Consider the following 23,518-nt stretch of genomic DNA (forward strand, 5'->3'; position numbering starts at 1 on the left):
ATACAACCATCTTTTGTTAGGTAAGAAGAATATTGAATTAGTTAACCGGACTTATAACAGCCTAATGCCATCTAAATAAGACCTAGACGATCACACCTGAAAGACAGGCGCGAATCCACCGCCTGGCGTACGGAAGTTAGTCACCTGACCTTGATACACACGCGCAGCAGGTAGTAACATTTTTCCGCCATACGTATAAAGACGTATATCTACCTTTCTTGTTGTTACGATGTCATCAATTTTGAGTGATCTCTCTCCTACAGGGACAAAGGTCTGTGCGATATAATCTTCATCCAGAATGTTTTCGAAGACGCGTCGAGTCAGTTTGCTACCGCGATAAACGCCTTTGCTTCCATGACCAGCAACTGGCTTAAAAAACAGTTGCCGCCGAGTAAGCCACAACTCTGCTGCATCGTCTCTTGATACAATCTTAGTCCTCGGTACAGACCTTTCGAGGCACTCCACTGCAGCCTCATCCAGACCCCAAGAGCGCAATATTTGGGAGTCTGATAGCAATGTCAGGTTTTGCTTATTGGCCAACATAGCATGTACGCGGGGATTGGGTGTCACTACCACAGCACCCTCTAAATAAGCCTGCTTAAGCAATACATGGTCAGGGTCCTCAAATGCAAAGTCGACAAGCCGATTGTAAATCATATCGATTTTCTGGCCATGGGCTGTTAACGTACCGTCGATATACTCGAGTTCAGAGGGATCAAGTATCACAGTATCAATACCTCTAGCTTGGAGCAGTTGACAGGCTAACTCAAACTCTAAGAACATGAACTGACTCTCGGGGTCATTGTCCACAATAGCTATCCGATTGGGCATAGCAACAGCGGACTGTCGCTGCCATTCCTGTTTGAACATGTCAAACACTGCTTCCTCGAACCTATCTAGCATTTGATTGGTTGCAGCGCTTTGCTCTGAGGGGTTGCAACAGCGTTTTTGTGCGCGAGCGAGCAACACATTCAGAAATGCGCCACCGGCATTAGTATTGACCTCGATGAGCTGAGGTCCATCGCTACCCAAGTGAAAGTCATAACCCATGAGGGCCCCTATTGGGCCTGGGTCGAAAGCAGCTATTTCTGGTGCCCACGACAGCACTTGCTCTTGATACAATGGCAGTTCGGCAGCTGACTCGATAGCCCTGACGATTCGCTCCATCGCCTCTATCTCTGTTTTGGGAACGAACACGGGTGTTGCTGAAAAAAGCTTATTAAGCTCGTTCGCTCCTATTGGATTGTTTCTAGTTTCTACCAATTGATCTTGAAGGCTTGTATTAAGCGCTTTACGATCAAGGGTAATGCAGTAGCACTCTTGGTTAAGTCGATTTGCAAGACCGTCATTTTTCTCGTTGTTGCTGGTTAGGTGTTCCATTTAGAGTCCGTCGCTAAGTAGAGTACTCACGCTGACATACTCTAGTAAAAAGTAAAAAAGGTACTTGGCGTGTTTAAGTAGTGCTAGCTACTTTCTAATGTTTCATTCCCTGAGACTAAATCATTATTTCGTTCATTTTTAATTAATATCTTTGCTAAGAGTAAACCCAGCTCAAACAATAGCCACATAGGAATCGCCAACAACAGCATTGATACACCATCAGGCGGTGTCACTACCGCGGCGATCCCAAAACAGCCAACTATGATATAACGACGCTTATCTTCTAAACTTTGAGTAGAAACGATTCCGGCCATTATCAGCAATAAGGTAACCACTGGAATCTCAAAAGTCAGTCCAAACACCATAAATAGCTTGAGGGCAAAGCTCAGATAACTGTCAATATCGGTCATTGGTATAACGTTCTGCGGAGCGAACATAATAAAAAATTTCAATACCCCTTTGAGTACGACAAAGTAGGAAAAAGCAACACCAGCATAAAATAGAAATATCGAAGATAGCAGTACAGGAATGGCAATTTTCTTCTCTTTTTTATATAAGCCGGAAGCTACAAATGACCAAATTTGATACAGGATATAAGGCATTGCTAAAAATGCGGCGACGAATATCGTTAAGCGAATGGGTGCCATAAAGTTTGACGTTATATCAGTGGCAATCATGGTCGAATTGATGGGTAACTGCGCCACTAATGGGTCTGATAAAAGATTATAAAGCTCGCGTGAAAATCCCACCAATACTAAGAATATAATTAAGACGACCACGCATATTCTTATTAAGTGCGTACGCAGCTCGATTAAATGTCCGGTAATAGGCATATCGCCAAGCGTACCTAACGTATCTCCAGACTCACTATTCTGTGTTGTATCTGTTGGCGCCTCAAACTCTATATCTGTTATTTTTTCTTGTCGACTTTTTTGCCGTTTAAATAGGCTCACTGATCCGCCTCCTGTTTAATGAACGAGGAGGTAGTATTCTGTTGATGGTCTTTATCATAAGGGGTGATTGACTGATGTGAAGCGTCTAGGCTTTGGTTCTGTGACTGCTCAAACTTTTGCATACTGCCACGCATTTCTGCTAATTCGCGCTTCATATCCGACTCGGTCTGACGGATTTTCGCAAGTTCATTTTGCATTTGTTGACGTGTTTCAGCTAGATCAAGCTCAGCTTCTATTTCAGATTGTAGAGTGGATACTGTACGGCGCAGTTTGGCATACCATTGCCCAGCGGTACGTGCGGCTTGCGGCAGTTTTTCTGGGCCCAATACGATTAAAGCAATGACGCCAAACAAGAGTAATTCGGAAAACCCAATATCAAACATAACAGTCACATATATTAATAGACTACTTAGTGCCGCTATTTATAAGCGGCGCGCTTCATACTTTAGGCTGGTCATCAGTGGAAATAGGGCTGATTTCCATATCATCAGCCTGATTACCTACACGCGTATTTAAATCATTACTTGCAGCTGGCGTACTATTTTCATGGCTAAGCACATGATTTTTGCGAGCATTCTCGGGTTCTTCATCTTTGACCGCTTCTTTAAAACCTTTCACCGCACCGCCTAAATCTTTACCTGCATTTTTAAGCTTGGCAGTACCAAATACGACCACCACTACGACCAATAAAATCAGCCAATGTGTAATAGAAAAGCTGCCCATAACGGTATCCTTATATTTTGTGATCTTGTTTAGACCAGTATGTGTCAGTGTGCTTTAGAACACTTTTTACCGTACCAGAATTATAGTTTCAAACGGCGCAATCGCAGCGCGTTAGCAATCACCGAGAATGACGACAAGCTCATCGCTGCCGCTGCTATCATCGGACTGAGCAGAAGCCCAAATATGGGATAGAGCACACCTGCGGCAATAGGAACACCAAGTGCATTGTAGATAAAGGCAAAAAACAGATTCTGTCTGATATTGCGCATGGTGGCGTGGCTAAGCTTATAAGCTTTGGCAATGCCCATTAAATCACCTTTTAGCAGGGTAATGCCCGCACTCTCCATCGCCACATCGGTACCGGTTCCCATAGCGATACCAACATTAGCTTGCGCTAGCGCTGGTGCGTCGTTGATACCATCACCCGCCATAGCGACCAATTTACCGCTGTCTTGCATTTCTTTGACGATACGGTTTTTATCCTCTGGTGAAACATCCGCATGAACTTCATCAATACCTAGTTTATTGGCGACTGCCTGCGCGGTTTTTTCGTTGTCACCGGTTAGCATCACAACTTTTAAACCTGCGTCATGAAGCAGTGAAATAGCCTCTTTAGTGCTTGGTTTAATAGGGTCAGCAACTGAAATAATACCAGCAGCTTTACCGTCTATAGCCACAAACATTACCGTTTCACCGTCTTTTCTACGGACATCAGCTTTAGTGGACAGCTCATTATCAAAACTATTTAGGCTTTCCATAAGCTTAGAGTTACCAATAGCGACTTTCTTACCATCGACCACGGCTTGTACGCCTTCGCCAGTAGTCGAATTAAAGTCAGTAGCTTTAGGAATAATGAGTGATCTTTCTTGAGCTGCTCTAACGATAGCTTCTGCTAAAGGATGCTCGCTAGCGCTTTCTACTGAGGCTACCAATGCGAGGAACTCGTCTTCATCTTGACCTACCTGCGCATCAATTGCGGTAAGCTCGGGCTTACCAGCGGTCAGTGTTCCGGTCTTGTCGACGACAATGGTATCGACTTTTTCCATACTCTCTAACGCTTCAGCATTTTTGATGAGGACGCCGTTTTGCGCGCCTTTGCCGGTACCAACCATAATGGACATCGGCGTCGCTAGACCAAGGGCACAAGGACAAGCAATAATCAGTACCGCAATCGCGTTAACCAAGGCATAGGCCATAGCGGGCTCAGGGCCGAATATCGCCCAGACAATAAAGGTTATGATAGAGGTGACAATAACAATAGGTACGAACCAACCCGCCACTTGATCTACCAATTTCTGTATAGGTGCGCGGCTACGCTGGGCTTCAGCAACCATTTGTACAATTTTAGATAATACTGAATCTGCTCCAACATTGACCGCTTCGACTAATAGCGTTCCGGTGCCATTTACCGTACCACCAGTCACTGTATCTCCTGCTACTTTTGATACAGGGATTGGCTCACCCGTCACCATTGATTCATCAACATTACTATTACCATCGATCACTGTACCATCTACGGGTAGTTTCTCACCTGGTTTAACCCGTAGCTTATCGCCAGTGACGACCTCATCAAGCGAGACTTCGACTTCTTCACCGTTTTCATCGACACGTCTTGCGGTTGGTGGTGCGAGCTCAAGCAAAGCTCTAATCGCACCTGAAGTTTGACTTCTAGCTTTGAGCTCTAATACTTGACCCAGTAGCACCAAGGTCACAATGACCGCTGCCGCTTCATAGTAGACTCCGACTTGACCAGAGGCATCTCTGAAACTGTCTGGGAAAATATCGGGAAAAAAGGTCGCGACAATACTAAAAATATAAGCAGCGCCTACGCCTATCGCAATCAAGGTAAACATATTTAGATTGCGGCTTTTTATAGACTGCCAGCCACGGACGAAAAACGGGGCGGCGCCCCAAAGCACTACAGGGGTCGCGAGCACTAACTCAGCCCATTGTAAAACCTGTGAAGGTATACCATACTGACTAAAGTCAACTCCAAACATACCGCTCATCACATATATTAATAGCGGTACAGTCAACACGGTACATATCCAAAAACGACGAGTCATGTCGTCAAGCTCTGAGGTGTCCTCTTCACCGATAGTAAGCGTTTCGGGCTCAAGCGCCATACCACATATCGGACAACCGCTATTTCTAACGTCTCTCACTTCAGGATGCATAGGACAGGTATATACCGTGCCATCGTAATCAGCAGGTACTTTATCGTATTTACCGCCTTTAACAGATTTTACTCCGCTACTATCAGTATCCTTTCCATGACAGCTAGCGTGACTATCATCTTTAGCAACTTCGTCTTCAGGTTTAAGAAACATGCCACATATTGGGCAGTCACTTTTTTCAACATCTCTTACTTCTGGATGCATAGGACAAATATAGACCGTACCGCTATAATTTTCCGGTATCTTGTCGTACTTATTGCCTTCGACAGAATTTACCTCATTACTATTATTAGCATCCGCTCCATGACAATGCGCATGACTATCTTCATGGTTGTTGGATTCAGCAACCTCGTCTTCAGGTTTAAGAAACATGCCGCATATCGGACAATCGCTCTTTTCAGTATCTCTAACCTCAGGATGCATCGGGCAGATATAAACCGTACCACTATAATTTTCTGGTACTTTATCGTACTGACCACCTTTGATAGATTTTTCATCGGCAATATGTTTCATAAAACCACTCCTTGAAGACAATAAATATTTATAATAAGTACAACTCTTAAAGCACTATCATCAATCCTCGATTGCTATTCATCTAATCATTAATCTAAAAACCTCTAAAAAATAATTTCTATACTTTTCAATTGGAATTTAGTTTTTATCACGCAAATACTTGAGCAGTGCCATGATTGTTAGTACTAGTACTGCGAAAAATAGTAGGGTGAATAACAAACAGATAAGCATCATAACCCAGCCCATGCCATACATCATTGAGCCGTTCATCATGCCATGCATTGACCCATTCATTATGATTTCTCCTCAGTCTAAACTGTGATCACTCCAACTCTTCAATTAATTTTTACTCGAACCGAAGAGGTTTACTGACTGTTAATATATCAATATCTTTAGCGCACTTTGGCGAACCAACGGTATAATGGCACGAATAAGATTGCGAAATACCAACCGTAAAGATACGATTCGACAAACCCAATTAGAAAACCTGTCCACGTCAACCACTCAAAGCCAGGTAGCAGAGGCGCCCAAGCTTCATGCATACTTATCTGTTCGGGTGCAAGTAAGCCAAAGCCTATGCATAACAGGTAACTAATGAGTAGAAACAACGATACACTGTTGCCAACAGGGACAATTCTCAAAGGACTTGTCGTTAAGTTTGATTTGGCCATCTTAGTAATCCTCACTATTGTATGATGTGGTTCAAGCTCAAGATAACCAATCGTATCTAACCATGCTAACTCTAAGGATTTGTATGAATTAAAGCTTTATCCTGTATTGATATTACTTTTTAACTCGTGCGGCGGCGGCAAGTTGACGCCATTGACCCCATTGAGGAATAAACATTGGCACTTGCTGTTTGTAAGCAAGGTAGTCTTTACCAAACTCTTCAAACATATGCCGTTCCTCACGTCGAGCTAACCATGTGTATACAAGCACAATCACTGGAAACAGACCGATTGAAAACAGAGTTGGCCAATGCACCACACCCTCACCGAACAGTGCAATAAACAACCCGGTGTACTGAGGATGACGTACGTAGGCATAGAGTCCATCAGTTACTAAACGATTTTCCCCTCGTGCTTTGTGGACTTGGCGCCAACCTTGAGCAAAAAGACCGACTCCTAAAAATGCAATAGCATAGCCGAGTAGCATTGAGATCATCATGCCTGTCTCACCTAAACCAACAAGGGTCGACCATAAGCTAGCGCTGACATATTGGCTGTCCAAACCAAAAAACCGTACTAATAAATATATAGTGAGCGGAAAGCCATACATTTCTGCGTAAAGTGCAATAATGAAAGCCTGAACTACACCAGCACCCGCCCATTCACGCCAGTTCTTTGGTGCGAAATAACGGTAAAAGAACCAAGAAATCAGAACAATAACAATTAGTGCGAGACCCCAAGTTCCAGCGTGATTAAATGACTCATTCATAGCTTACTTTCCCTGTTGTCTTTATGAATATCGTATTGCATGAAATCAATTCTTGAAGATAGTAAGCAGACACTTAAATCTATGCAATTTTTAACCAAACAATTTTCTGTAAACTCTTTGATGTTACTGTCAATGATGGTCTGCAAGCGTATCTTTTTCGATAGCTTTTTTCCTCGCTGAAGATTTCAGGTAAACCTGCTCAGCCACAGCAATCACTACAATAGTGACGACTGCTACGCCAAGTACGAATGGATCTGAGTTTAGTTTAATCCAGACAAAACCGCCGAGAACCAACAGGTCAAGAAGTATGGCCACTATAGGCACCCACATCACCGCCTTTATATCCTGACGAAGGTATCGCAAAACACCCCAATGAATGGCGATATCCATAATTAGATAGAAAACAATGCCAAGCGCTGCAATTCGTGATAAGTCAAATAACGTCGTAAAAGCTAAACCCAACACCACAGTATAGACCAACGTATGTTTTTGAACGCTTCCCGGCATTCCCAAATGACGATGAGGCACCAGCTTCATCTCAGTCAACATAGCAAGCATACGAGAGACTGCGAAGATGCTAGCAAGGAGGCCGCCAGCGGTAGCTACCATTGCGATTGCAACTGTGAACCATAGACCATAGTCGCCAAGTGCTGGGCGTGCGGCGGCAGCCAAGGAGTAATCTTTAGTTTCGATGATTTCGGCAAGAGATAGATTACTAGACACCGCGAAACCGACTAGAGTGTAAATAACTACGCATATTGCGATTGATATTACAATGGCACGGCCGACGTTGCGATGAGGATTTTTTACTTCCGAGCCACTGTTGGTAATCGTGGTAAAGCCTTTAAATGCCAGTATGCCTAGCGCCGTTGCGCCAAGAAAGTCACCAATAGTATTAGTGTCATCTAATGTAGAAGAATCAACTGCAAAGCTATCAGCTAGCCAGATACCAACCAACCCGAATATAAGAATACCGACAATTTTTATAATACCGATAACCGATGCAACCCCCTGAATCCAACGATTACCAAGTAAATTGATAAAGAACGCAGCAAGAATAAGCGCGGCGCCAAGGATGGATACCATGCGACCGCTGTCATCGCCACCGAATAACTGCATAGTGTATGACCCGAACGTCCGGGCCAAAAAGCTCTGCGCTATAACCATGGAGAAATACATCAGCAGGGCATTAAATCCAGTCGGTAAACGATCTCCGTATGCCTGATGCAGGTACATTGCAACACCGCCAGCCGACGGGTAAGCGTTAGAGATTTTGATATAAGAATAGGCACTAAAAGAAACAACGATTGCGGCGGCTAGAAAAGCAAGTGGGAAAAGCGAACCCGTCATCTGAGCCATCTGACCGGTCAGAGCGAAAATACCAGCACCGATCATGACACCGGTACCTAGCATAACTGTTCCTGATAATGTCAAACTATCCTTCTGATAGCGAGTCGTTCTATCTTGCTTCATACTTATTCGACCTTAATTTATTTCTTCGTAGAACTTCAGTTTTACAGGTTATTTTTGAAGTAAGGAGTAGGTATAGTTAGAATTAAAAGACGCGATATAGTAAATAGTTTTTAAAGAAGAGCTTACTTATTGGTATCATAATATATTATTCCAACTCTTCAATAAGCGCTTGCATCTCAGCGATTTCACGCTTTTGTGCTTCGATAATGTCATCAGCAAGCTGACGTACACGTGGATCTTCGATATCAGCACGCGAACTGGTCAAAATAGCAATCGAGTGATGCGGTATCATCGCCTGCATCCAATCCACTTGATCGACCGTTTGCTGAGAGCGTACGCCCCAAAGACCAAAGGCAAATAAAACTACGCTAACCCCATAAACCATCAAGTTTATCTTGGTTTTTTTATACATATTGGTCATAAAGGCGAGCATGATAATTGCCATTACCGCGCCCATATACAGCGCCATATAAGCTCGGGTTTCACTAAAGTAAATATGATCCCACTGATAGGTGTTAAAATACATCATGATAAACATCACCACTGTGGATGTTAAAATCATGATTGTGAACTTTACATAAGGGTTCATTTGCTTCTGTTTATTATCCATATGGTTATTCATATTCTTGTCCTTAATTTAGTAAAAAGGCACCTAAATAAAGAGGTGCCTTTTTTTAGAGCTAGTGTTATAAACTGTTGTTACTTACATGGTTAACACTAGAACCAAAATTTTACACCAGCTGTAACGCTACTAGAATCAACAGCTTCGTCTTCTTGACGTCGCAAATCTCTTGCGTTGCCTAAAGCGGTCTCATAGCTGATACCCACATAAGGCGCGAGCTGACGACTGAATGTCTCATAAGCCAGCCTGACTTCAGCGTCAAAATCATTGAACCCTTTAGCAATACCGTTATCAGTATCGTCTTTACTAAAGGCTGTCAGCCCTACTTCTGGTCTGACAACCCAACGCTGAGTCAAACGCCACTCATATGCCGTACCTAAGTCAAGACGTACTTGACCATCAGTATAGAGATAGGCTCTTGCATCTGTTTCAACAAAGTATGGTGCAGTACCTACGATACCCGCCATAAGGGCAGCCTTATCGTTTTTGGTATCATAAGCGACACCTGCTTCACCATTCCAAAAAATACTTAGCGGCTTCCAATAAGCCAGTGAGTTCAGACTATCAATTTTTTTATCGTCCTTAGTCTGAACACTACCTTCGCTGCGTACAGATAGGCGTCGCTCATCTTTTCCATACCAAGCATCCACCTCATAGTTAATCTGATTGTCATCAAACTGATAGCCCAACTGTCCTACAGAAACACCCCATAACGGTAAGCTATCCATCATCACAGGCTTACCAAAGCGACCATAGGGAACGCCGTTTGAATAGTCAGGACTGCGAGCATCAGCTGGAGCTTTACCACCTTGCGTACCTGACATATCCATTTTGCCATGGTCCATGCCTGACATATCCATTTTGCTATGGTCCATGCCTGACATATCGCCCGACATATCCATGCCACTGTGATCCATATCCGACATATCGCCTGACATATCCATACCACTATGATCCATATCCGACATATCGCCTGACATATCCATGCCACTATGGTCCATATCTGACATATTGCCCGACATATCCATACCAGACATGTCCATACTGCCATGATCCATGTTCGACATGTCCATACTACTATGGTCCATATCTGACATAGTCATGTCTTTTTTAACCGTGGACGGGTCAGCAGCATTAGCAAATGATGATGCTAATAATACCAATGATGATACCCCGGCGAACCGTAAACCTACTTTATGTATTTTCATCTCATCTCTCACCTATCAACCAAAGATTTGCTTAAACAACGGCAACTTCTCTAAACATCCCTGCTTCCATGTGATAGAGCAAGTGGCAATGCCATGCCCATCTGCCAGCTTCTCCGGTGACATCAAAGCTTATCTTTTGTGCAGGCTGTACCATTATCGTATGCTTACGTACTTGAAACTCACCTGAAGGCATCCGCAGATCGCTCCACATACCATGCAAATGCATGGGATGATTCATCATGGTGTCATTGACTAAGGTAATACGTACGCGCTCACCCGGCTTAATATTGACCGGTGCGGCATCTTTGAACATAACCCCGTCTAGAGCCCAAATATAGCGCTCCATGTTTCCCGTCAGATGTATTTCAATCTCTCTGGTGGGTTTGCGCTGCTCTGCCATTATCTCATCGCCGACAGAGCGCAACTGACTATAATTCAAAACCTTTCTATCAATGTTACGTAGATTAATACCAGGGTCATCAAGGTTCATACGCGGACTATCAACGCGCATATCGGACTTAAAGTCATATTCTGTTTTGGCATGTTTAGCGTTATAGCCATTCGATCCCATGGCGCCCATCATGTCGGCCATCGTCAGCCATTCGATTTTGTCCATAGCAGGTATCGCAGGACGAGCACCTTTTTTGGTAGCAAGCGTTGTCGCAACATAGCCTGACCGATCTATGTTTTGAGCAAATATGGTATGCGCGTCTTTAGTGGGCGTCACGATGACATCATAAGTCTCGGCCACCCCAATACGGAAATCATCGATATCGACGGGACTGACATCAATCCCATCCGTCGCGACGACTTTCATTTTTAGGCCGGGGATGCGTACATCAAATATCGTCTGCGCTGAACCATTAATAAAACGTAGTTTGACAGGCTGTCCAGCCTTGACAAGTTGCGTCCAGTTAGCCGCTGTGGTTTTGCCATTGATAAGGTAGGTAAATGTGTTTTCACCCGACAAGTCCGTAAAATCAGTGGGCATCATGCGCATCTGATTCCAACTTTTGCGCTTATCAAACGCGGTTTTCAGATCCGTTTCGGCAATATCGGACAATAGCTTTTTAAAGTCTGGCAGATGATAATTATCAAAGCCAGCACGCTGCTTAAGTAGTTTTAGCAGATTATGCGGATCGCGATGCGTCCAATCACTAAGCAGGATAACGTGATCTTCCTCGATAGGATAGCGTTCGCGCCCTTTCGGCTCAATGACGATGGCCCCGCGCATACCGGTTTGTTCTTGGAAGCCAGTATGCGAGTGATACCAATAAGTGCCTGACTGTATCAGTTTAAATTTGTACGTGAAGGTGCTACCCGCAGGAATACCATCAAAGCTGATACCCGGTACGCCATCCATCTCAAACGGCACTAAGAGGCCATGCCAGTGAATAGAGGTCGACTCATTCAGCTGATTATGGACTCGAATGGTGACCGTATCGCCTTCTTGCATCTTAAGCGTTGGCGCAGGCAGTGAGTCATTTATCAGCGTTGCCATGCTTGACTTGCCGTTGACCGTTATCATCTTCTCACTGACATAAAGATCAAACTCTTTGCCTGTCAGTATAGGTACAATGTGATCGGCTCTATCACTATTGACTACGACATTTTGGCTTTTAGTTAAAGCACTATTAGCCATCGTCGGTAGTGTGGATAGCATCGACGCGCCGAGCAAGGTGGATGACCCTGTCAAAAAACGCCTGCGGTTAAATCTGTTTTTATTCATAATATTGACCTAAGTTAATCCATGAAATGAGAGTTGAACTTATATATCTGATAACTTATTAATAGAACTACATCTGCTGCGCTGGCGACTCAATAGCCGCATACACTTGAGTGCTGCCATCCTTGTTCAATTGCATGACTTTATAGGGCATGAATTTACCTTCATACTCCATACCGGGGCTACCAACCGGCATACTCGGTACGGCAAGTCCAATAGCTTGTGCAGGAGGATTTGCTAAGAATTCAGCCATGTATTTAGCAGGAACGTGACCTTCAAAAACATAACCATTAGTAGTGACGGTGGTATGACAAGAGCGCATTTGCTGCGGGACACCGTAACGCTCTTTAAATAAAGATAAATCTGTAACGTCTTGCGCAGTTGCGCTTAGACCATGACCTTCGGCATAGCCTACCCATTCTTTGCAGCAGCCGCAGTTGGCATCTTTATAAACTGTGGCTGAGACGTTTTTGAGTAATGATGACGAGCTGTTAACGGGAGCATTTGTAGGAGCAGAACTTTCATTTTGTACTTGTGCATTCTGGGTAGCAGACTGTTCAACCTTTACTGGTTGAGAATCAGAGCCACTGGTATTAGATTGGCTGCAAGCGGCTAGCGTTAACGAGAGTGACGATGTCACCACCAATAAAAGGACACGACTGGATAACCAGCTATGTCCATTAGAAAGCACATGTGTGTAATGTCTCATTAAATTACTCCTAAACGTCTATTATTATGCTCGATATTCTAAAAACTTACACCCTATATTTAATTCTTATGTACTTAACTAAAAACATTAAATGCAGCACTGTTCAGTACTGCATTATTAATATAATAGCGACAACCGTGAGTTAGGAGGCTTTCATATCTAGAAAGTATTAATGCTGCATTCCAGATTCATCATCCGACATATTCATATCACCGTCAAATGACATGTCCATCATATCGCCATCTATCCTAGTGGTTAGCATCGTGTACTGAGCTTCATCTAATTCAGGTAACGATCTAATGAAGGCTACCATTGCCCACATTCTAGCGTCGTCATGAGAAGCACCCCACGTAGGCATTCCAGATGCCATAATACCGTGCTTGATTGCCCAAAAGCCTTGCTTTGCACCGTCTTCTGTTTGATAACGTTTGACAATATCAGCCTTGGTAAAGTTGGGCGGCTTTGGATATAAGCCCTCACTAAAGTCAGTTTGTGCCACTCCCGGAGACAAGTGACAGCCTGCACACATATCCTTATAGTCCGCGCCCCCAGAGCTGATATCGACCTTCTCTAAGTCTGGTACCACAATATCTTTACTGGCATTTGCTATGGAACGATTGCGAGCGGTTTCCAAAAAGCTAAACATCATTGGGCTATGCTCTTGGTCAGCTCCCACATTGACAACACCACTAGTAACAACCGCAAACACGCCAACGATTGCCACAAATACGGTAAAGAGCGCACCCAATAAAAATTTCATATGTTTTCCTAAAACTTTATTTTCGTTAAGTGTTGACTGCTATTTAGCAGAGCTAAAATTTTTAAGATTTACTGTCGTTAGTAACACAGTTTTTTTGGTACATTTGCTTCATTTTACCCATGTTAGCCATCATTGCTTTCATAGCAGGATCTTTCATATCCATCTTGCTATGATCCATTTTTTGCATCATTTGCATATTCTTTTCCAACTTTTCACAGTTCATTTGATCTTTTTTAGCATGCAATTTTGGATCATGCGCCATAGCTGAGGTCGATACGACAAGAGCGATGACCGTCATTGCGATTGATTTAGACAGTAATTTAAATTGTGACATGATTAATTCCTATTATTTGGATTAAAGGTTATTGAGTTCAATAGCTGTTAAACCAGCCTAAATGATACATCATTTATTCTGACTGGCAGATGACGTTAAGATTACAATTCTGTCATTCTCACTGCTTTAGATTCTAATGCGCGATATATTCATTTAATATGGCTTCAGCATTACTATCACGATCGCTACCATATTTTTCTACAAAATACTTTTCAGACTGCAAATGTTGATCTTGATGTTGAACCTGACAAGCCACTCTGGCGTCGACATAACTTTTCTTTTGCTCTTTGGACATTTGTGCATCATTATGATCTGCGTTTCTTGCAAAACTAGTGAGCGCATCACAATTACCGAGAACAGAAGCATCTAAGTTTGTGGTATGCGCATTGGCCGCTGACATGCCCACTAACATCGATACTGAAAGCAAAGCTGCTTTTTTTAATGAACTATAATTTTTCATATAAGACCCTTTAAAGATAAATAACAAACTGTTCAAGTAGGATAATTGCTTTACTCGTAGAGACAGTCTGTATCAGAGACAAGCCAATATGCGGCGTTGATTTAGAATACTAAATGGTGGCTGACAGCTAGATGACACGGATATTACATGTTCGTTAGGAACAGCATAATATTGTCATCTTCTTGTCATTAAAACCAAATACCAGCATCTGTCTCTATCCAAAGAACACTGTTATAACAAGGGTTCCTGATAAATATATGGCTGATAAGCTAACAATGTTAGTGATACGCTGTTGACAACTATAATGATATAAAGGTAAGCAACGATGAAAGTACTGTTAGTAGAAGATGAGAAAAACCTTGGAGAATATATTAAGAAAGGCTTAACTGAGGCCGGTTTCATCGTGGATCATCACATGACAGGTTTAGATGGCTATCATGCGTTAATGACTGAAGATTTTAGTGTGGTTTTGATGGATGTCATGCTACCTGACGTCAGTGGCTTTGAGTTGGTACAGCGCTACCGAGCTGCTGGAAAGCATACGCCAGTTTTATTTTTAACGGCTAAAGATGATTTAAGCGATCGGATCAAAGGTATTGAAATTGGTGGCGATGATTATCTGACCAAGCCTTTTGCTTTTGCTGAACTGATTGTTAGAATAAAAAGCCTATTGCGCCGTGCCAATCAATCTGATTATAAAAGCTCGGTCATACACATAGCTGATCTGAAAATGGATATTGCCAAACGCACCGTTCATAGAGGCAACACTAATATAAAATTGACTGCTAAAGAGTTTGCTTTATTACAACTTTTCTTAGAACGTCAAGGTGAGGTACTGCCGCGCACTGTGATCGCCTCGCAAGTATGGGATATAAACTTTGAGAGTGATACGAATGTCATTGACGTGGCTATAAGGCGCTTGCGGATAAAAATTGATGATGGATTTGATATAAAGCTGATTCATACGGTACGCGGAATGGGCTACAAGTTAGAGCCACTGGCTGTCGACGTGGATAGTGGCATGGGCGACGATAGTATTAATAAAGACAGTCTGACATCAAATGAGAGATAAATCTAAGAATCGGCGTTGGTCACTGTTATGGCGTACTGTTTTTTTACTGACAATATTTGTTGTTATCTCTCAAGTTGTTATTTATATATGGGTTCAGCGCTCTGTTAACGAGCACTTTGAGCAAATGGACTCAGAGATTATTACCCATGCAGCTTTTAACCTGCGTAAACGTATGGTTAGTTTGGAAGATCACATAGAACCATTCACAGTATCAAAATCGCAAGCGCTAATTGATGCCAATCATCTACATTCTTCTTGGCTGGATTATGATTTAAAAACCTTAGTATCAGATAAAAATGGCAAATTATTATCCAGCGATCCCAGTAATTTCATCAATGATCTACCGGCAGATTTTAGCTTGTTACAACTATTGCAGGACTATCGCGATCAGCAGTTTATGATCAAGATAAATAATAGGCATTACCGAGCCATTATCATTACACATCAAGAGGTTTTGGCATTTATTGCTCTACCTAGCGATGTGCATCATCAATATCTTATCCAGTTTAATCGCCAGCTGAGCTTGATACTTATCGCCATTACCTTATTATTGGTTTCAGTAGCAGCACTAAGTGTACACTGGGGTTTTGCTCCCCTAGCTACTATCGTACAAAAGATGAAAGGCATTAATCTTCAAAGGTTAGATGAAAGAATTGTGGTTGGCGATATGCCGTTAGAATTACGTCCACTAACGGAGTCTTATAATTCTATGATGGTCAAGCTTGAAAGTAACTTTGAATCATTATCACGGTTTTCAGACAATATCGCCCATGAGCTACGTACGCCAATAGCGACGCTGAGTACGCAAACGCAAGTCATGTTAACTAAGCCAAGAGAAAGCGACGAATACATTGAGCAATTGCATCATCAGCATGATACGTTAAAGCAGTTATCCGCCATGATTAACGATATGTTATTACTGGCAAAAACTCAAAAAGAGCTGAGTGATTCGCAAATCAGTCATGTCGATATAGAGAGCTTGATCACAAAGCTTATAGATTATTATGAGATGATTGCTGAGGATCGTGAGATAATCTTTGAAAAATCGGGTGATTTTAAAACAGTACTAGGTGATAAAGGCTTATTGCAACGGCTGTTTGCCAACCTGATGTCAAATGCGATTTATTATGCGGCTAGTAATAGCACTATTATGATATCCGCTACTGTCCTCACTTCAAGCACCTCGCTTAATGCGCCAAAAGACGATATTCAATCCCCAGAGCAGCTCTGGTTAAGAATAACTATGACCAACCGTCTAGACAAACCATTAAATCAGATTGAAGCCGATAAACTGTTTGAGCGATTCTATCGTCATGATAAAACGAATACGATGCATTCAGGAACAGGCTTAGGCTTATCTATTGTGCAAGCTATCGCCAATGCTCATAATGGCAAAGTTAGTATTACTATCAAAGATGAGTGTCTTTTTGAGGTTGCTGTAAAGTTGTTGATTGCCAGGTAGTAAATACCTTCATACTGTCTATGAACCGCTCAGATTAGATCGAAGGCGAGTTTACTTGGAAGGTCTCTCTATCCATAAGATGAGATTCTGACTTGCGATAGTTGTACTTTTCAATTGTTGGACAAAAAATTTCTTATATAAGCCTATTTCATACATTCTATTACCAATAATTATGGTGCCTTTATGATGATTCATCCTCAGTATGATCCCGTAGCGCTTTCCTTGGGTCCATTGGAAGTGCACTGGTATGGGCTAATGTATTTGCTAGCCTTTGCTGCCGCTTACGGTTTGGCTTGGTATCGCAGTACCAAACGCGACAATTGGACCACCGACATGGTCTCTGACTTAGTCTTTTATGGCGCGCTTGGTGTCATCTTAGGCGGTCGTATTGGCTATGTGCTGTTTTATCAGTTCGGTGAATTACTCCAAAACCCTGCCTATATATTAAAAGTCTGGGAAGGCGGTATGTCTTTCCACGGCGGCTTTATCGGCGTCATGCTAGGTATGTGGTTCTTTGCCCGTAAATATAAAAAGACTACCTTTCAAGTATTCGATTTTATCGTTCCTTGTGTACCAACCGGCTTACTGTTTGGGCGTATCGGCAACTATATCAATGGCGAATTATGGGGTCGCGTCTCAGACGGTGGCTATAACTGGCTGACCTACTTTCCGCAAGCCGCGGCGTTTGATATGGAGCAATTACAGAGCAATCCACAATTGCAAGAATTGATGATTGAAGTCAATGGTCAATACATATTGCCTCGTCATCCATCACAGCTATATGAAGCCTTTGCCGAAGGTCTGCTGCTATTTATATTCTTATGGTGGTATTCATCAAAACCACGTCCACGTATGGCCGCCTCCGCTGTATTCTTACTAGGCTATGGCATCAGCCGCTTTATCATTGAATTCTTCCGCCAGCCAGATGCTGACCAAGGATTCATATTATTAGGTTGGATGACCAAAGGGCAAATCTTAAGCGCGCCGATGATTATCGCCGGCTTAATCATGCTGATTTATGCTTACAAACGCGGTATTTATGATTGGGGTAAGCAGTCTGCATATTAGAAATAAGTGTCGAGGTGCATGAACAAATAAATATAAATGCAGTTCTAACAAGATACATTCCATTTGCAGAATTAATACCTATGTTAGTACAAGGATTTTTATTCCTAAACCTAATTTTTTCATCAGATAGTGGAACTTCAAAAGCTAAAAATAAATTTGGATATGTAACTTTTTATGTCAATGTAACCTATTTTAGATGTTATCTGTCTTTAAAATAACCAATTTCTTAGAAATTAATACAAGGAACTACATGATGTATCGCAACAATTACGTAAGATTACATAGTTCCTTAGCGAATTAAAATTCATATTGACACTATAAATTAGTATATTATTTTAATAATTGGTTAAACCCTATATAGCATAATTACTTCACCCACTAAAAAAACGTTTGAGGATTAAATCTAAATTAAGGATTTAATCCTCAAACGTTTTTTTCTGCTTATCAAACAGGAGATATTGTTGTCAGGTTGGTCAGCTATATTCTATAAATGTTACACGAAATTACATTATAAAATAGGTATTTTTTATCATTTTATAAGCTTAAAAAGAGCTTTTATCAGATTTTTATTAGTGATGACATGCTTTACAGCCTATGCTAAAGTCCGATTTGTGTTTTGGCTAACAGTTTGACTTCCAATAAATTTATAAGGTTTTAGCGAAATCGTTGATAATGCCGGCCGCCTATGGAATAAGGGTTTGCAGCATAATTATTAGTCACCACAATGTGTATATTCTTGAGTTGTTGAGATTTAATTGACTGCTCTGTTATGGACAACAGACCATTTTGAATTAACCGTAGGTATTAGATTTATGAAACAGGCCTTATTGATTTTGTCAGTACTGGGTATGGGCATAGCACAAACGAGTACTGCTGCTGTAACGACCTTTCAAACAAGTAATAATATAACCAATATTTCTGCGGCATCAAACTACAGTTCGTCAAAAAATATTTATAGCACCAAAAGTGGTGCTTATGTTTCTAGCAATGATGAAATCAGTCAAGCAATTAGCAACTTAAGTGCGCAGGCTCAACAAAAAGAGAAACAGCTTTCGTTATCAAGTAGCCGCTTATATGCTGAAAGACAACAGCAGCAAGTCAATACTATCCCTGATAGCAATTCAGCACCCGCTATCGCTGCTGCTCGCGCTTCACGAGTGGCTCTATCTAGCAGCTCTGGATACTGTGCCCGTTACGTACGTAAAGCACTACAATCAGCTGGTTATGAGTTCACTCCAAATCCTTCAGCCTATCAGTACGCTACTCGTGGCACACTTGAGAAAGCAGGTTTCAGCAAAATCAGCAATGATATGCCAACCCAAGTAGGTGATGTTATTGTCTATGATCGCTCATCAAAGCGTCCACATGGCCATATTCAAATTTTCGATGGTACAAATTGGATTTCTGACTTCCGTCAGAACAGTATCAGCCCATACAGTGGTGTCTATGCTTATACGACATGGCGTGATTCAAAATATGTGGATGACGCATCCGCATCAGATCGTAATATCTACCTTGCTATGAATGATAAATAAGACCTGAGAAGTCAGCACAACATATTTATTGCTTTTCTCCAACCCAGTAGTGATCTTACTATCATTGCTGGGTTTTTTTGTGCTTAACATCAGGGTGTATTTAACCTTTCATGATTTGATCAGTCAGAAATAGATACTACTGATATCATTACTCATTACAAGAATTATCGGCAAGCGCGTTTAAGATGCCACATGATACCGCTTGTGCACTACCTGCACATTTCTGGCGCAAAACTGAGAAATTTTTGGATTGCTAGCATTACAAGACAAATTACGAAACGACGCTCATGAAGATGTGGCTTAGCTCAAAGCGTATGGGTAAACCACCCCGAGTTCGTCGTACTCTCTAAGACTGTTTAGTCTCCGAAAACCTGAGGCGGTTTAGATGGTTTTTTGAGAGATTATGACACTCTCAAAGCGATTTGAAGTACTTGAGAAAGTTGATTATGATAGCACCTAAAGATTTACCAGAGTCATATCGAAAGACTAAACAAAAAAATGCCTCTGGGAGTTGACTCCTAGAGGCATTTAGTTTTTAATGTAGCTAACGGTTACAGAGTGCTTCAACACCCTGTAACGAACAAATAAGCATACGCAGTGCGTTATTTGAACAGCATTAAATGCCCGTGTAGGTGCATTTTATCCAAAAACTGCTTTCATATCAACCTTATTCACTATACATTTTAAAAACTGCTTGTTCGCTCGTTACATCCTTGTGCTGCTCTCTTTGTACCCGTTACCCGTCAAATGGGTGGCAGGCCTCGGTGACGACTGCGTTTGACATAAGGGTGAGCTCCCTACAGGGGTTACTAGACAAAGGATCAGAGCAACGCAATGAGTGGTTACTTGTGCATATCGTAGCGGTATATTGGGCGAACGCCCTTGCTAGCGTATGACAGCACAGTAGCGGTTATGAGCGTGTTTAGGCGGTGCTATCAGCCGTAATCATAACAGCCGTAGCTTGATACAGTGATACGGTCTTGATGACGCGATGGGCGATGAAGTCGGCATGACTAATCACATCAAATCCAAGGAATGCACTAAAGTGTTTGTGAGTGTTTTTATTATACTCATAACTGCTTTAGGGTGAGTGTTCCTTGAAATCTGCTCAAGGCTCCAAAATCAGCATAAATTTACTTAGGCTAATTTAAGTAGTATATAGCCCACTAGGCTATATACTATAAGAGTCTAGAGAAAAATTTAGAATATTTATTATACAACTATCATTTATTCAGTGAGTCAATATTGTCATGGCTGATTCATAAGTTTAGTGTGAATAGAATGAGATCTATGCCTTGGGTAAAGTCTCTCCTAAAATCATAACTGTTCTTTATCATGGAACCTTGAATACTTTTATCTAATCAGCATCCAAAGCACTATCTTTGTTTTGAATAAGTATTAGAGCATCTTGTGCTTTCTTAAGTTGATCTTGTAACAGAGTCACTTGTTCCTGCTTTGATAAATGACGGCTTGATAGCTCGCTATATTGTTTATTCAATACGCTATGCTCGGCTTCAAGCTTAGCCTGAGTTTGAGTCAGCTGATTATTAAGTCCTGATAGCTTGTCACGTTCAGCGGTGACTGCCTTTAACTCTCCTTTGATCTCTGCGGTAGCCGTTTGTATATCATTCCGCTCAGTGGTGACTGCCTTTAGCTCTGACTTAGTATTTTTAAGTTCAATCTTTAAACGTGCAATCTCTGCCTTATCACTATCAGCTGTGGCTTTAAGCGTGGCTACCTCACCAAGACTGCTAGTCAGCTCTATAGATTGCTTATCTAATGCATTACTCACCTCTGCAAGCTGTGATTGCGCGGTCTTAGCCTTAGTGCGTTCAAGCTCTAATTCATGCCTAGTATCTAATAGCGTCTGTTTGGTAGCGTCATGGTCAGCTGTGGCTTGCTGTGCGCTTTTAGTTGCTGTTTCCGCAGTGCCGGTCACCTCGTCCAGTTGCTGTAGTAAATCCGCTTGTTCCCGTTCCAAAAATCTTACTCAAACCTAGCCAATATTGACTATTAGATAGGTTTGACGTTTTCTTTCTGCTTCATTGTCACGCGCTATTTCTCATTTGAGATTTAGACTGACCACGACTCCACAGACTTTTTTAATTGGCGATGGAACTCACCGTCCAATAAACAGGATTATGCAGCTGTTAAAATAACAGTCGCGTTATTTAAAATATTGATGCTGGCGTTGAGGTCACGGTCATGAGAAACCTGACAGTTAGGGCACAACCACTCACGCATTTTCAATGTTAGCTCATCTTTACCAAGGATATGATTGCAGTTTGAACAGGTTTTTGAGCTTGGGTAGAAGGGTCCGACTGATTTCACAACCTTGCCTTGCTCAGTGGCTTTGTAGATAAGCTGTCGCTTAAACTCAAAGAAACCCAAGTCACTGATAGCTCTTGATAGCCGCCTGTTCTTAACCATACCTTTGACATTCAAATCCTCAATCGCAATCACATCGAACTCATTAACCAGACTTGTTGTGATTTGATGGAGAGAATCTTGCCTAATACACCTGATCTTATAGTGCAAACGAGAGAGCTTGGTTTTCGCTTTTTCTCTGTTTTTACTGCCTTTTTTAGTGCGACTGAGCGCTTTGTTTAGCGTTCTTAGTTTTTTAAGGTTTGCTTGAAGTGGTTTTGGCGCTTTAATTTTAGTGCCGTCTGATAAAACCAGTAAGTCGGTAATACCAAGATCAACACCAACGCTTTTACCTGTCTTTTTAGTAGGAATTACAGCTTTTTGTATTTCAACAGCCACACTAACAAACCACTTACCGCCACGTTTAGAGATGGTGGCTGACATGATCTTGCCGTCAAAACGTAAAGCTTCTTTTAAGCGAACCCAGCCCAAGTTTGGGATACGAATGGATTTACCTTTAATGGCAAATTGGTCGTTGGATAAACTGAATCTATCGTCACGGCCTTTTTTACGAGCGGTTGGGTATTTCGCTAAGCCTTTAAAGAAGTTGTTATAAGCATCACCCAACTGCATGATTGCCGCCTGCGGAGCGCATTTGGTCACTTCCAGCATATAGGGGAATAATTCACGCTTAATGGCGTTCAATTCGCGTCTGAGCTTCGCCTGTGAGGGCTTGTTTAGATTTTTAGTATCAACCTCAACGCCTGCGGCCAAACACGCATCACGGTACGCTTTGTCAAGCGCATACTGCCGCTGCCACTCATGCAAAGCCCAGTTGTAGGCTTTTCTCGCCACGCCACAAGCACGAGCAAGGTGATTTGCCTGTACGTTGTTTGGCTTGAGTTCGATAATGTGTCCACGGATCATAATGCTTTTTTAACCGCCTCTATTAATTGTTGGTTTTTCTTGCTGCGAGAGCCGTATAGCCTCGCTGAAAATATGGTGATAATCTCCAATACATCTTGGGCTAATTCTTGCTCAAAACTCAACTCTTCACCTTGATTGATTATTACCACTTCAACGTCACGAGCCTCACACAACATGAAAACCAGTTCTGCACCAAATCGTAAAAGCCTGTCTTTATGGGTAATTACCAGCCGTTCAACTTTATTGCTCAGTATGTCATCAAGCAGGTTTTTTAAGCCTTTCTTTTTATAATTCATTCCACTACCAAGATCGGTAATCGTCTCAAAAGTCCAGCCTTGCCTGGCACAATAAAGTTCCAAAACTTGAGACTGGCGAAGTAAGTCGTCTTTTTGATCACGACTCGACACACGAGCATAAGCAATGGTTTTTCGGTCTAATTTAGGTGGTGTATTCAAGGAATGCGGTCTGATTTCACTTAAATCATATCGCCTATGCCCGTTTTCGGTTCGCTTGGCGACTAACGTACCATCCTCATCCCAACGTCTTAATGTGGATTGAGCAACCCCGAAATGTTTGGCAGCCTCCCCAATACTAACCAGTTTCCCCATAACT

23 protein-coding genes are annotated in these 23,518 nt (G+C 42.1%); 4 read left to right on the forward strand and 19 right to left on the reverse strand.

Annotated elements, in window-relative coordinates; translation table 11 throughout:
- Positions 1–90: 90 nt before the first annotated feature.
- The 16 genes from CXF61_RS00180 to CXF61_RS00250 form a co-directional block, all read right to left on the reverse strand.
- Positions 91–1,380 (reverse strand): ATP-grasp domain-containing protein, encoded by a 1,290-nt coding sequence (locus CXF61_RS00180; protein WP_165596716.1) that lies wholly within the window; start codon positions 1,378–1,380, stop codon positions 91–93.
- 83 nt (positions 1,381–1,463) lie between these two features.
- Positions 1,464–2,333: a twin-arginine translocase subunit TatC gene (tatC, locus tag CXF61_RS00185; RefSeq protein WP_068037325.1), complete on the reverse strand. Its 870-nt coding sequence runs from the start codon at positions 2,331–2,333 to the stop codon at positions 1,464–1,466.
- On the reverse strand, positions 2,330–2,716 hold the full coding sequence (gene tatB / locus CXF61_RS00190; RefSeq protein WP_036599454.1) for a Sec-independent protein translocase protein TatB: 387 nt from the start codon (positions 2,714–2,716) through the stop codon (positions 2,330–2,332). The genes tatC and tatB overlap by 4 nt, the downstream gene beginning before the upstream one ends.
- A gap of 55 nt (positions 2,717–2,771) precedes the next feature.
- Positions 2,772–3,056, reverse strand: coding sequence for a Sec-independent protein translocase subunit TatA (gene tatA / locus CXF61_RS00195; RefSeq protein WP_011959992.1), 285 nt, complete (start codon positions 3,054–3,056; stop codon positions 2,772–2,774).
- An 80-nt stretch (positions 3,057–3,136) separates the two neighbouring features.
- A complete protein-coding gene (locus CXF61_RS00200; RefSeq protein WP_165596717.1) occupies positions 3,137–5,746 on the reverse strand; it encodes a copper-transporting P-type ATPase in 2,610 nt (869 codons plus the stop codon).
- A gap of 138 nt (positions 5,747–5,884) precedes the next feature.
- Entirely contained in the window at positions 5,885–6,040 is a 156-nt protein-coding gene (locus tag CXF61_RS00205) for a hypothetical protein (protein ID WP_156770962.1), read from the reverse strand.
- Between the two features lie 98 nt (positions 6,041–6,138).
- Positions 6,139–6,417, reverse strand: coding sequence for a DUF5676 family membrane protein (locus CXF61_RS14075; RefSeq protein ID WP_227526553.1), 279 nt, complete (start codon positions 6,415–6,417; stop codon positions 6,139–6,141).
- Positions 6,418–6,529: 112 nt separating this feature from the next.
- On the reverse strand, positions 6,530–7,183 hold the full coding sequence (locus CXF61_RS00210; RefSeq protein ID WP_068037334.1) for a methyltransferase family protein: 654 nt from the start codon (positions 7,181–7,183) through the stop codon (positions 6,530–6,532).
- A 129-nt stretch (positions 7,184–7,312) separates the two neighbouring features.
- On the reverse strand, positions 7,313–8,662 hold the full coding sequence (locus CXF61_RS00215; protein WP_160023492.1) for an APC family permease: 1,350 nt from the start codon (positions 8,660–8,662) through the stop codon (positions 7,313–7,315).
- 139 nt (positions 8,663–8,801) lie between these two features.
- Positions 8,802–9,278 carry a DUF305 domain-containing protein gene (locus CXF61_RS00220; RefSeq protein WP_093068433.1) on the reverse strand — a complete coding sequence of 159 codons (477 nt, stop codon included), beginning with the start codon at positions 9,276–9,278 and terminating at the stop codon, positions 8,802–8,804.
- Positions 9,279–9,373: 95 nt separating this feature from the next.
- On the reverse strand, positions 9,374–10,486 hold the full coding sequence (locus CXF61_RS00225; RefSeq protein WP_165596718.1) for a copper resistance protein B: 1,113 nt from the start codon (positions 10,484–10,486) through the stop codon (positions 9,374–9,376).
- A gap of 31 nt (positions 10,487–10,517) precedes the next feature.
- A complete protein-coding gene (locus tag CXF61_RS00230; protein WP_165596719.1) occupies positions 10,518–12,215 on the reverse strand; it encodes a copper resistance system multicopper oxidase in 1,698 nt (565 codons plus the stop codon).
- A gap of 67 nt (positions 12,216–12,282) precedes the next feature.
- A complete protein-coding gene (locus CXF61_RS00235; protein WP_068037351.1) occupies positions 12,283–12,921 on the reverse strand; it encodes a DUF411 domain-containing protein in 639 nt (212 codons plus the stop codon).
- 169 nt (positions 12,922–13,090) lie between these two features.
- On the reverse strand, positions 13,091–13,681 hold the full coding sequence (locus tag CXF61_RS00240; protein ID WP_165596720.1) for a c-type cytochrome: 591 nt from the start codon (positions 13,679–13,681) through the stop codon (positions 13,091–13,093).
- Between the two features lie 61 nt (positions 13,682–13,742).
- On the reverse strand, positions 13,743–14,015 hold the full coding sequence (locus CXF61_RS00245; RefSeq protein WP_068037357.1) for a hypothetical protein: 273 nt from the start codon (positions 14,013–14,015) through the stop codon (positions 13,743–13,745).
- Between the two features lie 133 nt (positions 14,016–14,148).
- Entirely contained in the window at positions 14,149–14,475 is a 327-nt protein-coding gene (locus tag CXF61_RS00250) for a hypothetical protein (RefSeq protein WP_165596721.1), read from the reverse strand.
- A gap of 325 nt (positions 14,476–14,800) precedes the next feature.
- Here CXF61_RS00250 and CXF61_RS00255 point away from each other — a divergent pair, with 325 nt between their 5' ends.
- From CXF61_RS00255 to CXF61_RS00270, 4 genes are all read left to right on the forward strand, one after another.
- Positions 14,801–15,547 (forward strand): heavy metal response regulator transcription factor, encoded by a 747-nt coding sequence (locus CXF61_RS00255; RefSeq protein WP_165596722.1) that lies wholly within the window; start codon positions 14,801–14,803, stop codon positions 15,545–15,547.
- Positions 15,537–17,009 carry an ATP-binding protein gene (locus tag CXF61_RS00260; RefSeq protein ID WP_165596723.1) on the forward strand — a complete coding sequence of 491 codons (1,473 nt, stop codon included), beginning with the start codon at positions 15,537–15,539 and terminating at the stop codon, positions 17,007–17,009. Before CXF61_RS00255 ends, CXF61_RS00260 begins: the two co-directional genes overlap by 11 nt.
- A 183-nt stretch (positions 17,010–17,192) precedes the next feature.
- On the forward strand, positions 17,193–18,077 hold the full coding sequence (lgt, locus tag CXF61_RS00265; protein WP_011959981.1) for a prolipoprotein diacylglyceryl transferase: 885 nt from the start codon (positions 17,193–17,195) through the stop codon (positions 18,075–18,077).
- Between the two features lie 812 nt (positions 18,078–18,889).
- A complete protein-coding gene (locus CXF61_RS00270; protein ID WP_165596724.1) occupies positions 18,890–19,612 on the forward strand; it encodes a CHAP domain-containing protein in 723 nt (240 codons plus the stop codon).
- 1,357 nt (positions 19,613–20,969) lie between these two features.
- Here the strand turns inward: CXF61_RS00270 and CXF61_RS00280 are convergent.
- The 3 genes from CXF61_RS00280 to CXF61_RS00290 form a co-directional block, all read right to left on the reverse strand.
- Positions 20,970–21,593, reverse strand: a complete 624-nt coding sequence (locus tag CXF61_RS00280; RefSeq protein ID WP_165596725.1) for a coiled-coil domain-containing protein — start codon at positions 21,591–21,593, stop codon at positions 20,970–20,972.
- Between the two features lie 158 nt (positions 21,594–21,751).
- A complete protein-coding gene (locus tag CXF61_RS00285) occupies positions 21,752–22,906 on the reverse strand; it encodes an RNA-guided endonuclease InsQ/TnpB family protein (protein WP_093071385.1) in 1,155 nt (384 codons plus the stop codon).
- On the reverse strand, positions 22,903–23,514 hold the full coding sequence (locus CXF61_RS00290; RefSeq protein WP_165596726.1) for an IS607 family transposase: 612 nt from the start codon (positions 23,512–23,514) through the stop codon (positions 22,903–22,905). The genes CXF61_RS00285 and CXF61_RS00290 overlap by 4 nt, the downstream gene beginning before the upstream one ends.
- Between the last annotated feature and the right edge of the window lie 4 nt (positions 23,515–23,518).

Origin of the sequence: Psychrobacter sp. 4Dc (assembly GCF_002836715.1) — a bacterium.
GTDB lineage: Bacteria > Pseudomonadota > Gammaproteobacteria > Pseudomonadales > Moraxellaceae > Psychrobacter.

Coding starts and splice junctions, on each gene's coding strand:
- CXF61_RS00285 (WP_093071385.1), bottom strand. CDS start 22,906: ATGATCCGTGGACACATTATCGAACTCAAGCCAAACAACGTACAGGCA.
- CXF61_RS00200 (WP_165596717.1), bottom strand. CDS start 5,746: ATGAAACATATTGCCGATGAAAAATCTATCAAAGGTGGTCAGTACGAT.
- CXF61_RS14075 (WP_227526553.1), bottom strand. CDS start 6,417: ATGGCCAAATCAAACTTAACGACAAGTCCTTTGAGAATTGTCCCTGTT.
- tatB (WP_036599454.1), bottom strand. CDS start 2,716: ATGTTTGATATTGGGTTTTCCGAATTACTCTTGTTTGGCGTCATTGCT.
- CXF61_RS00230 (WP_165596719.1), bottom strand. CDS start 12,215: ATGAATAAAAACAGATTTAACCGCAGGCGTTTTTTGACAGGGTCATCC.
- CXF61_RS00225 (WP_165596718.1), bottom strand. CDS start 10,486: ATGAAAATACATAAAGTAGGTTTACGGTTCGCCGGGGTATCATCATTG.
- CXF61_RS00180 (WP_165596716.1), bottom strand. CDS start 1,380: ATGGAACACCTAACCAGCAACAACGAGAAAAATGACGGTCTTGCAAAT.
- CXF61_RS00255 (WP_165596722.1), top strand. CDS start 14,801: ATGAAAGTACTGTTAGTAGAAGATGAGAAAAACCTTGGAGAATATATT.
- CXF61_RS00220 (WP_093068433.1), bottom strand. CDS start 9,278: ATGAATAACCATATGGATAATAAACAGAAGCAAATGAACCCTTATGTA.
- CXF61_RS00210 (WP_068037334.1), bottom strand. CDS start 7,183: ATGAATGAGTCATTTAATCACGCTGGAACTTGGGGTCTCGCACTAATT.
- CXF61_RS00205 (WP_156770962.1), bottom strand. CDS start 6,040: ATGAATGGGTCAATGCATGGCATGATGAACGGCTCAATGATGTATGGC.
- CXF61_RS00235 (WP_068037351.1), bottom strand. CDS start 12,921: ATGAGACATTACACACATGTGCTTTCTAATGGACATAGCTGGTTATCC.
- CXF61_RS00290 (WP_165596726.1), bottom strand. CDS start 23,514: ATGGGGAAACTGGTTAGTATTGGGGAGGCTGCCAAACATTTCGGGGTT.
- CXF61_RS00260 (WP_165596723.1), top strand. CDS start 15,537: ATGAGAGATAAATCTAAGAATCGGCGTTGGTCACTGTTATGGCGTACT.
- CXF61_RS00250 (WP_165596721.1), bottom strand. CDS start 14,475: ATGAAAAATTATAGTTCATTAAAAAAAGCAGCTTTGCTTTCAGTATCG.
- CXF61_RS00245 (WP_068037357.1), bottom strand. CDS start 14,015: ATGTCACAATTTAAATTACTGTCTAAATCAATCGCAATGACGGTCATC.
- lgt (WP_011959981.1), top strand. CDS start 17,193: ATGATGATTCATCCTCAGTATGATCCCGTAGCGCTTTCCTTGGGTCCA.
- tatA (WP_011959992.1), bottom strand. CDS start 3,056: ATGGGCAGCTTTTCTATTACACATTGGCTGATTTTATTGGTCGTAGTG.
- CXF61_RS00240 (WP_165596720.1), bottom strand. CDS start 13,681: ATGAAATTTTTATTGGGTGCGCTCTTTACCGTATTTGTGGCAATCGTT.
- CXF61_RS00270 (WP_165596724.1), top strand. CDS start 18,890: ATGAAACAGGCCTTATTGATTTTGTCAGTACTGGGTATGGGCATAGCA.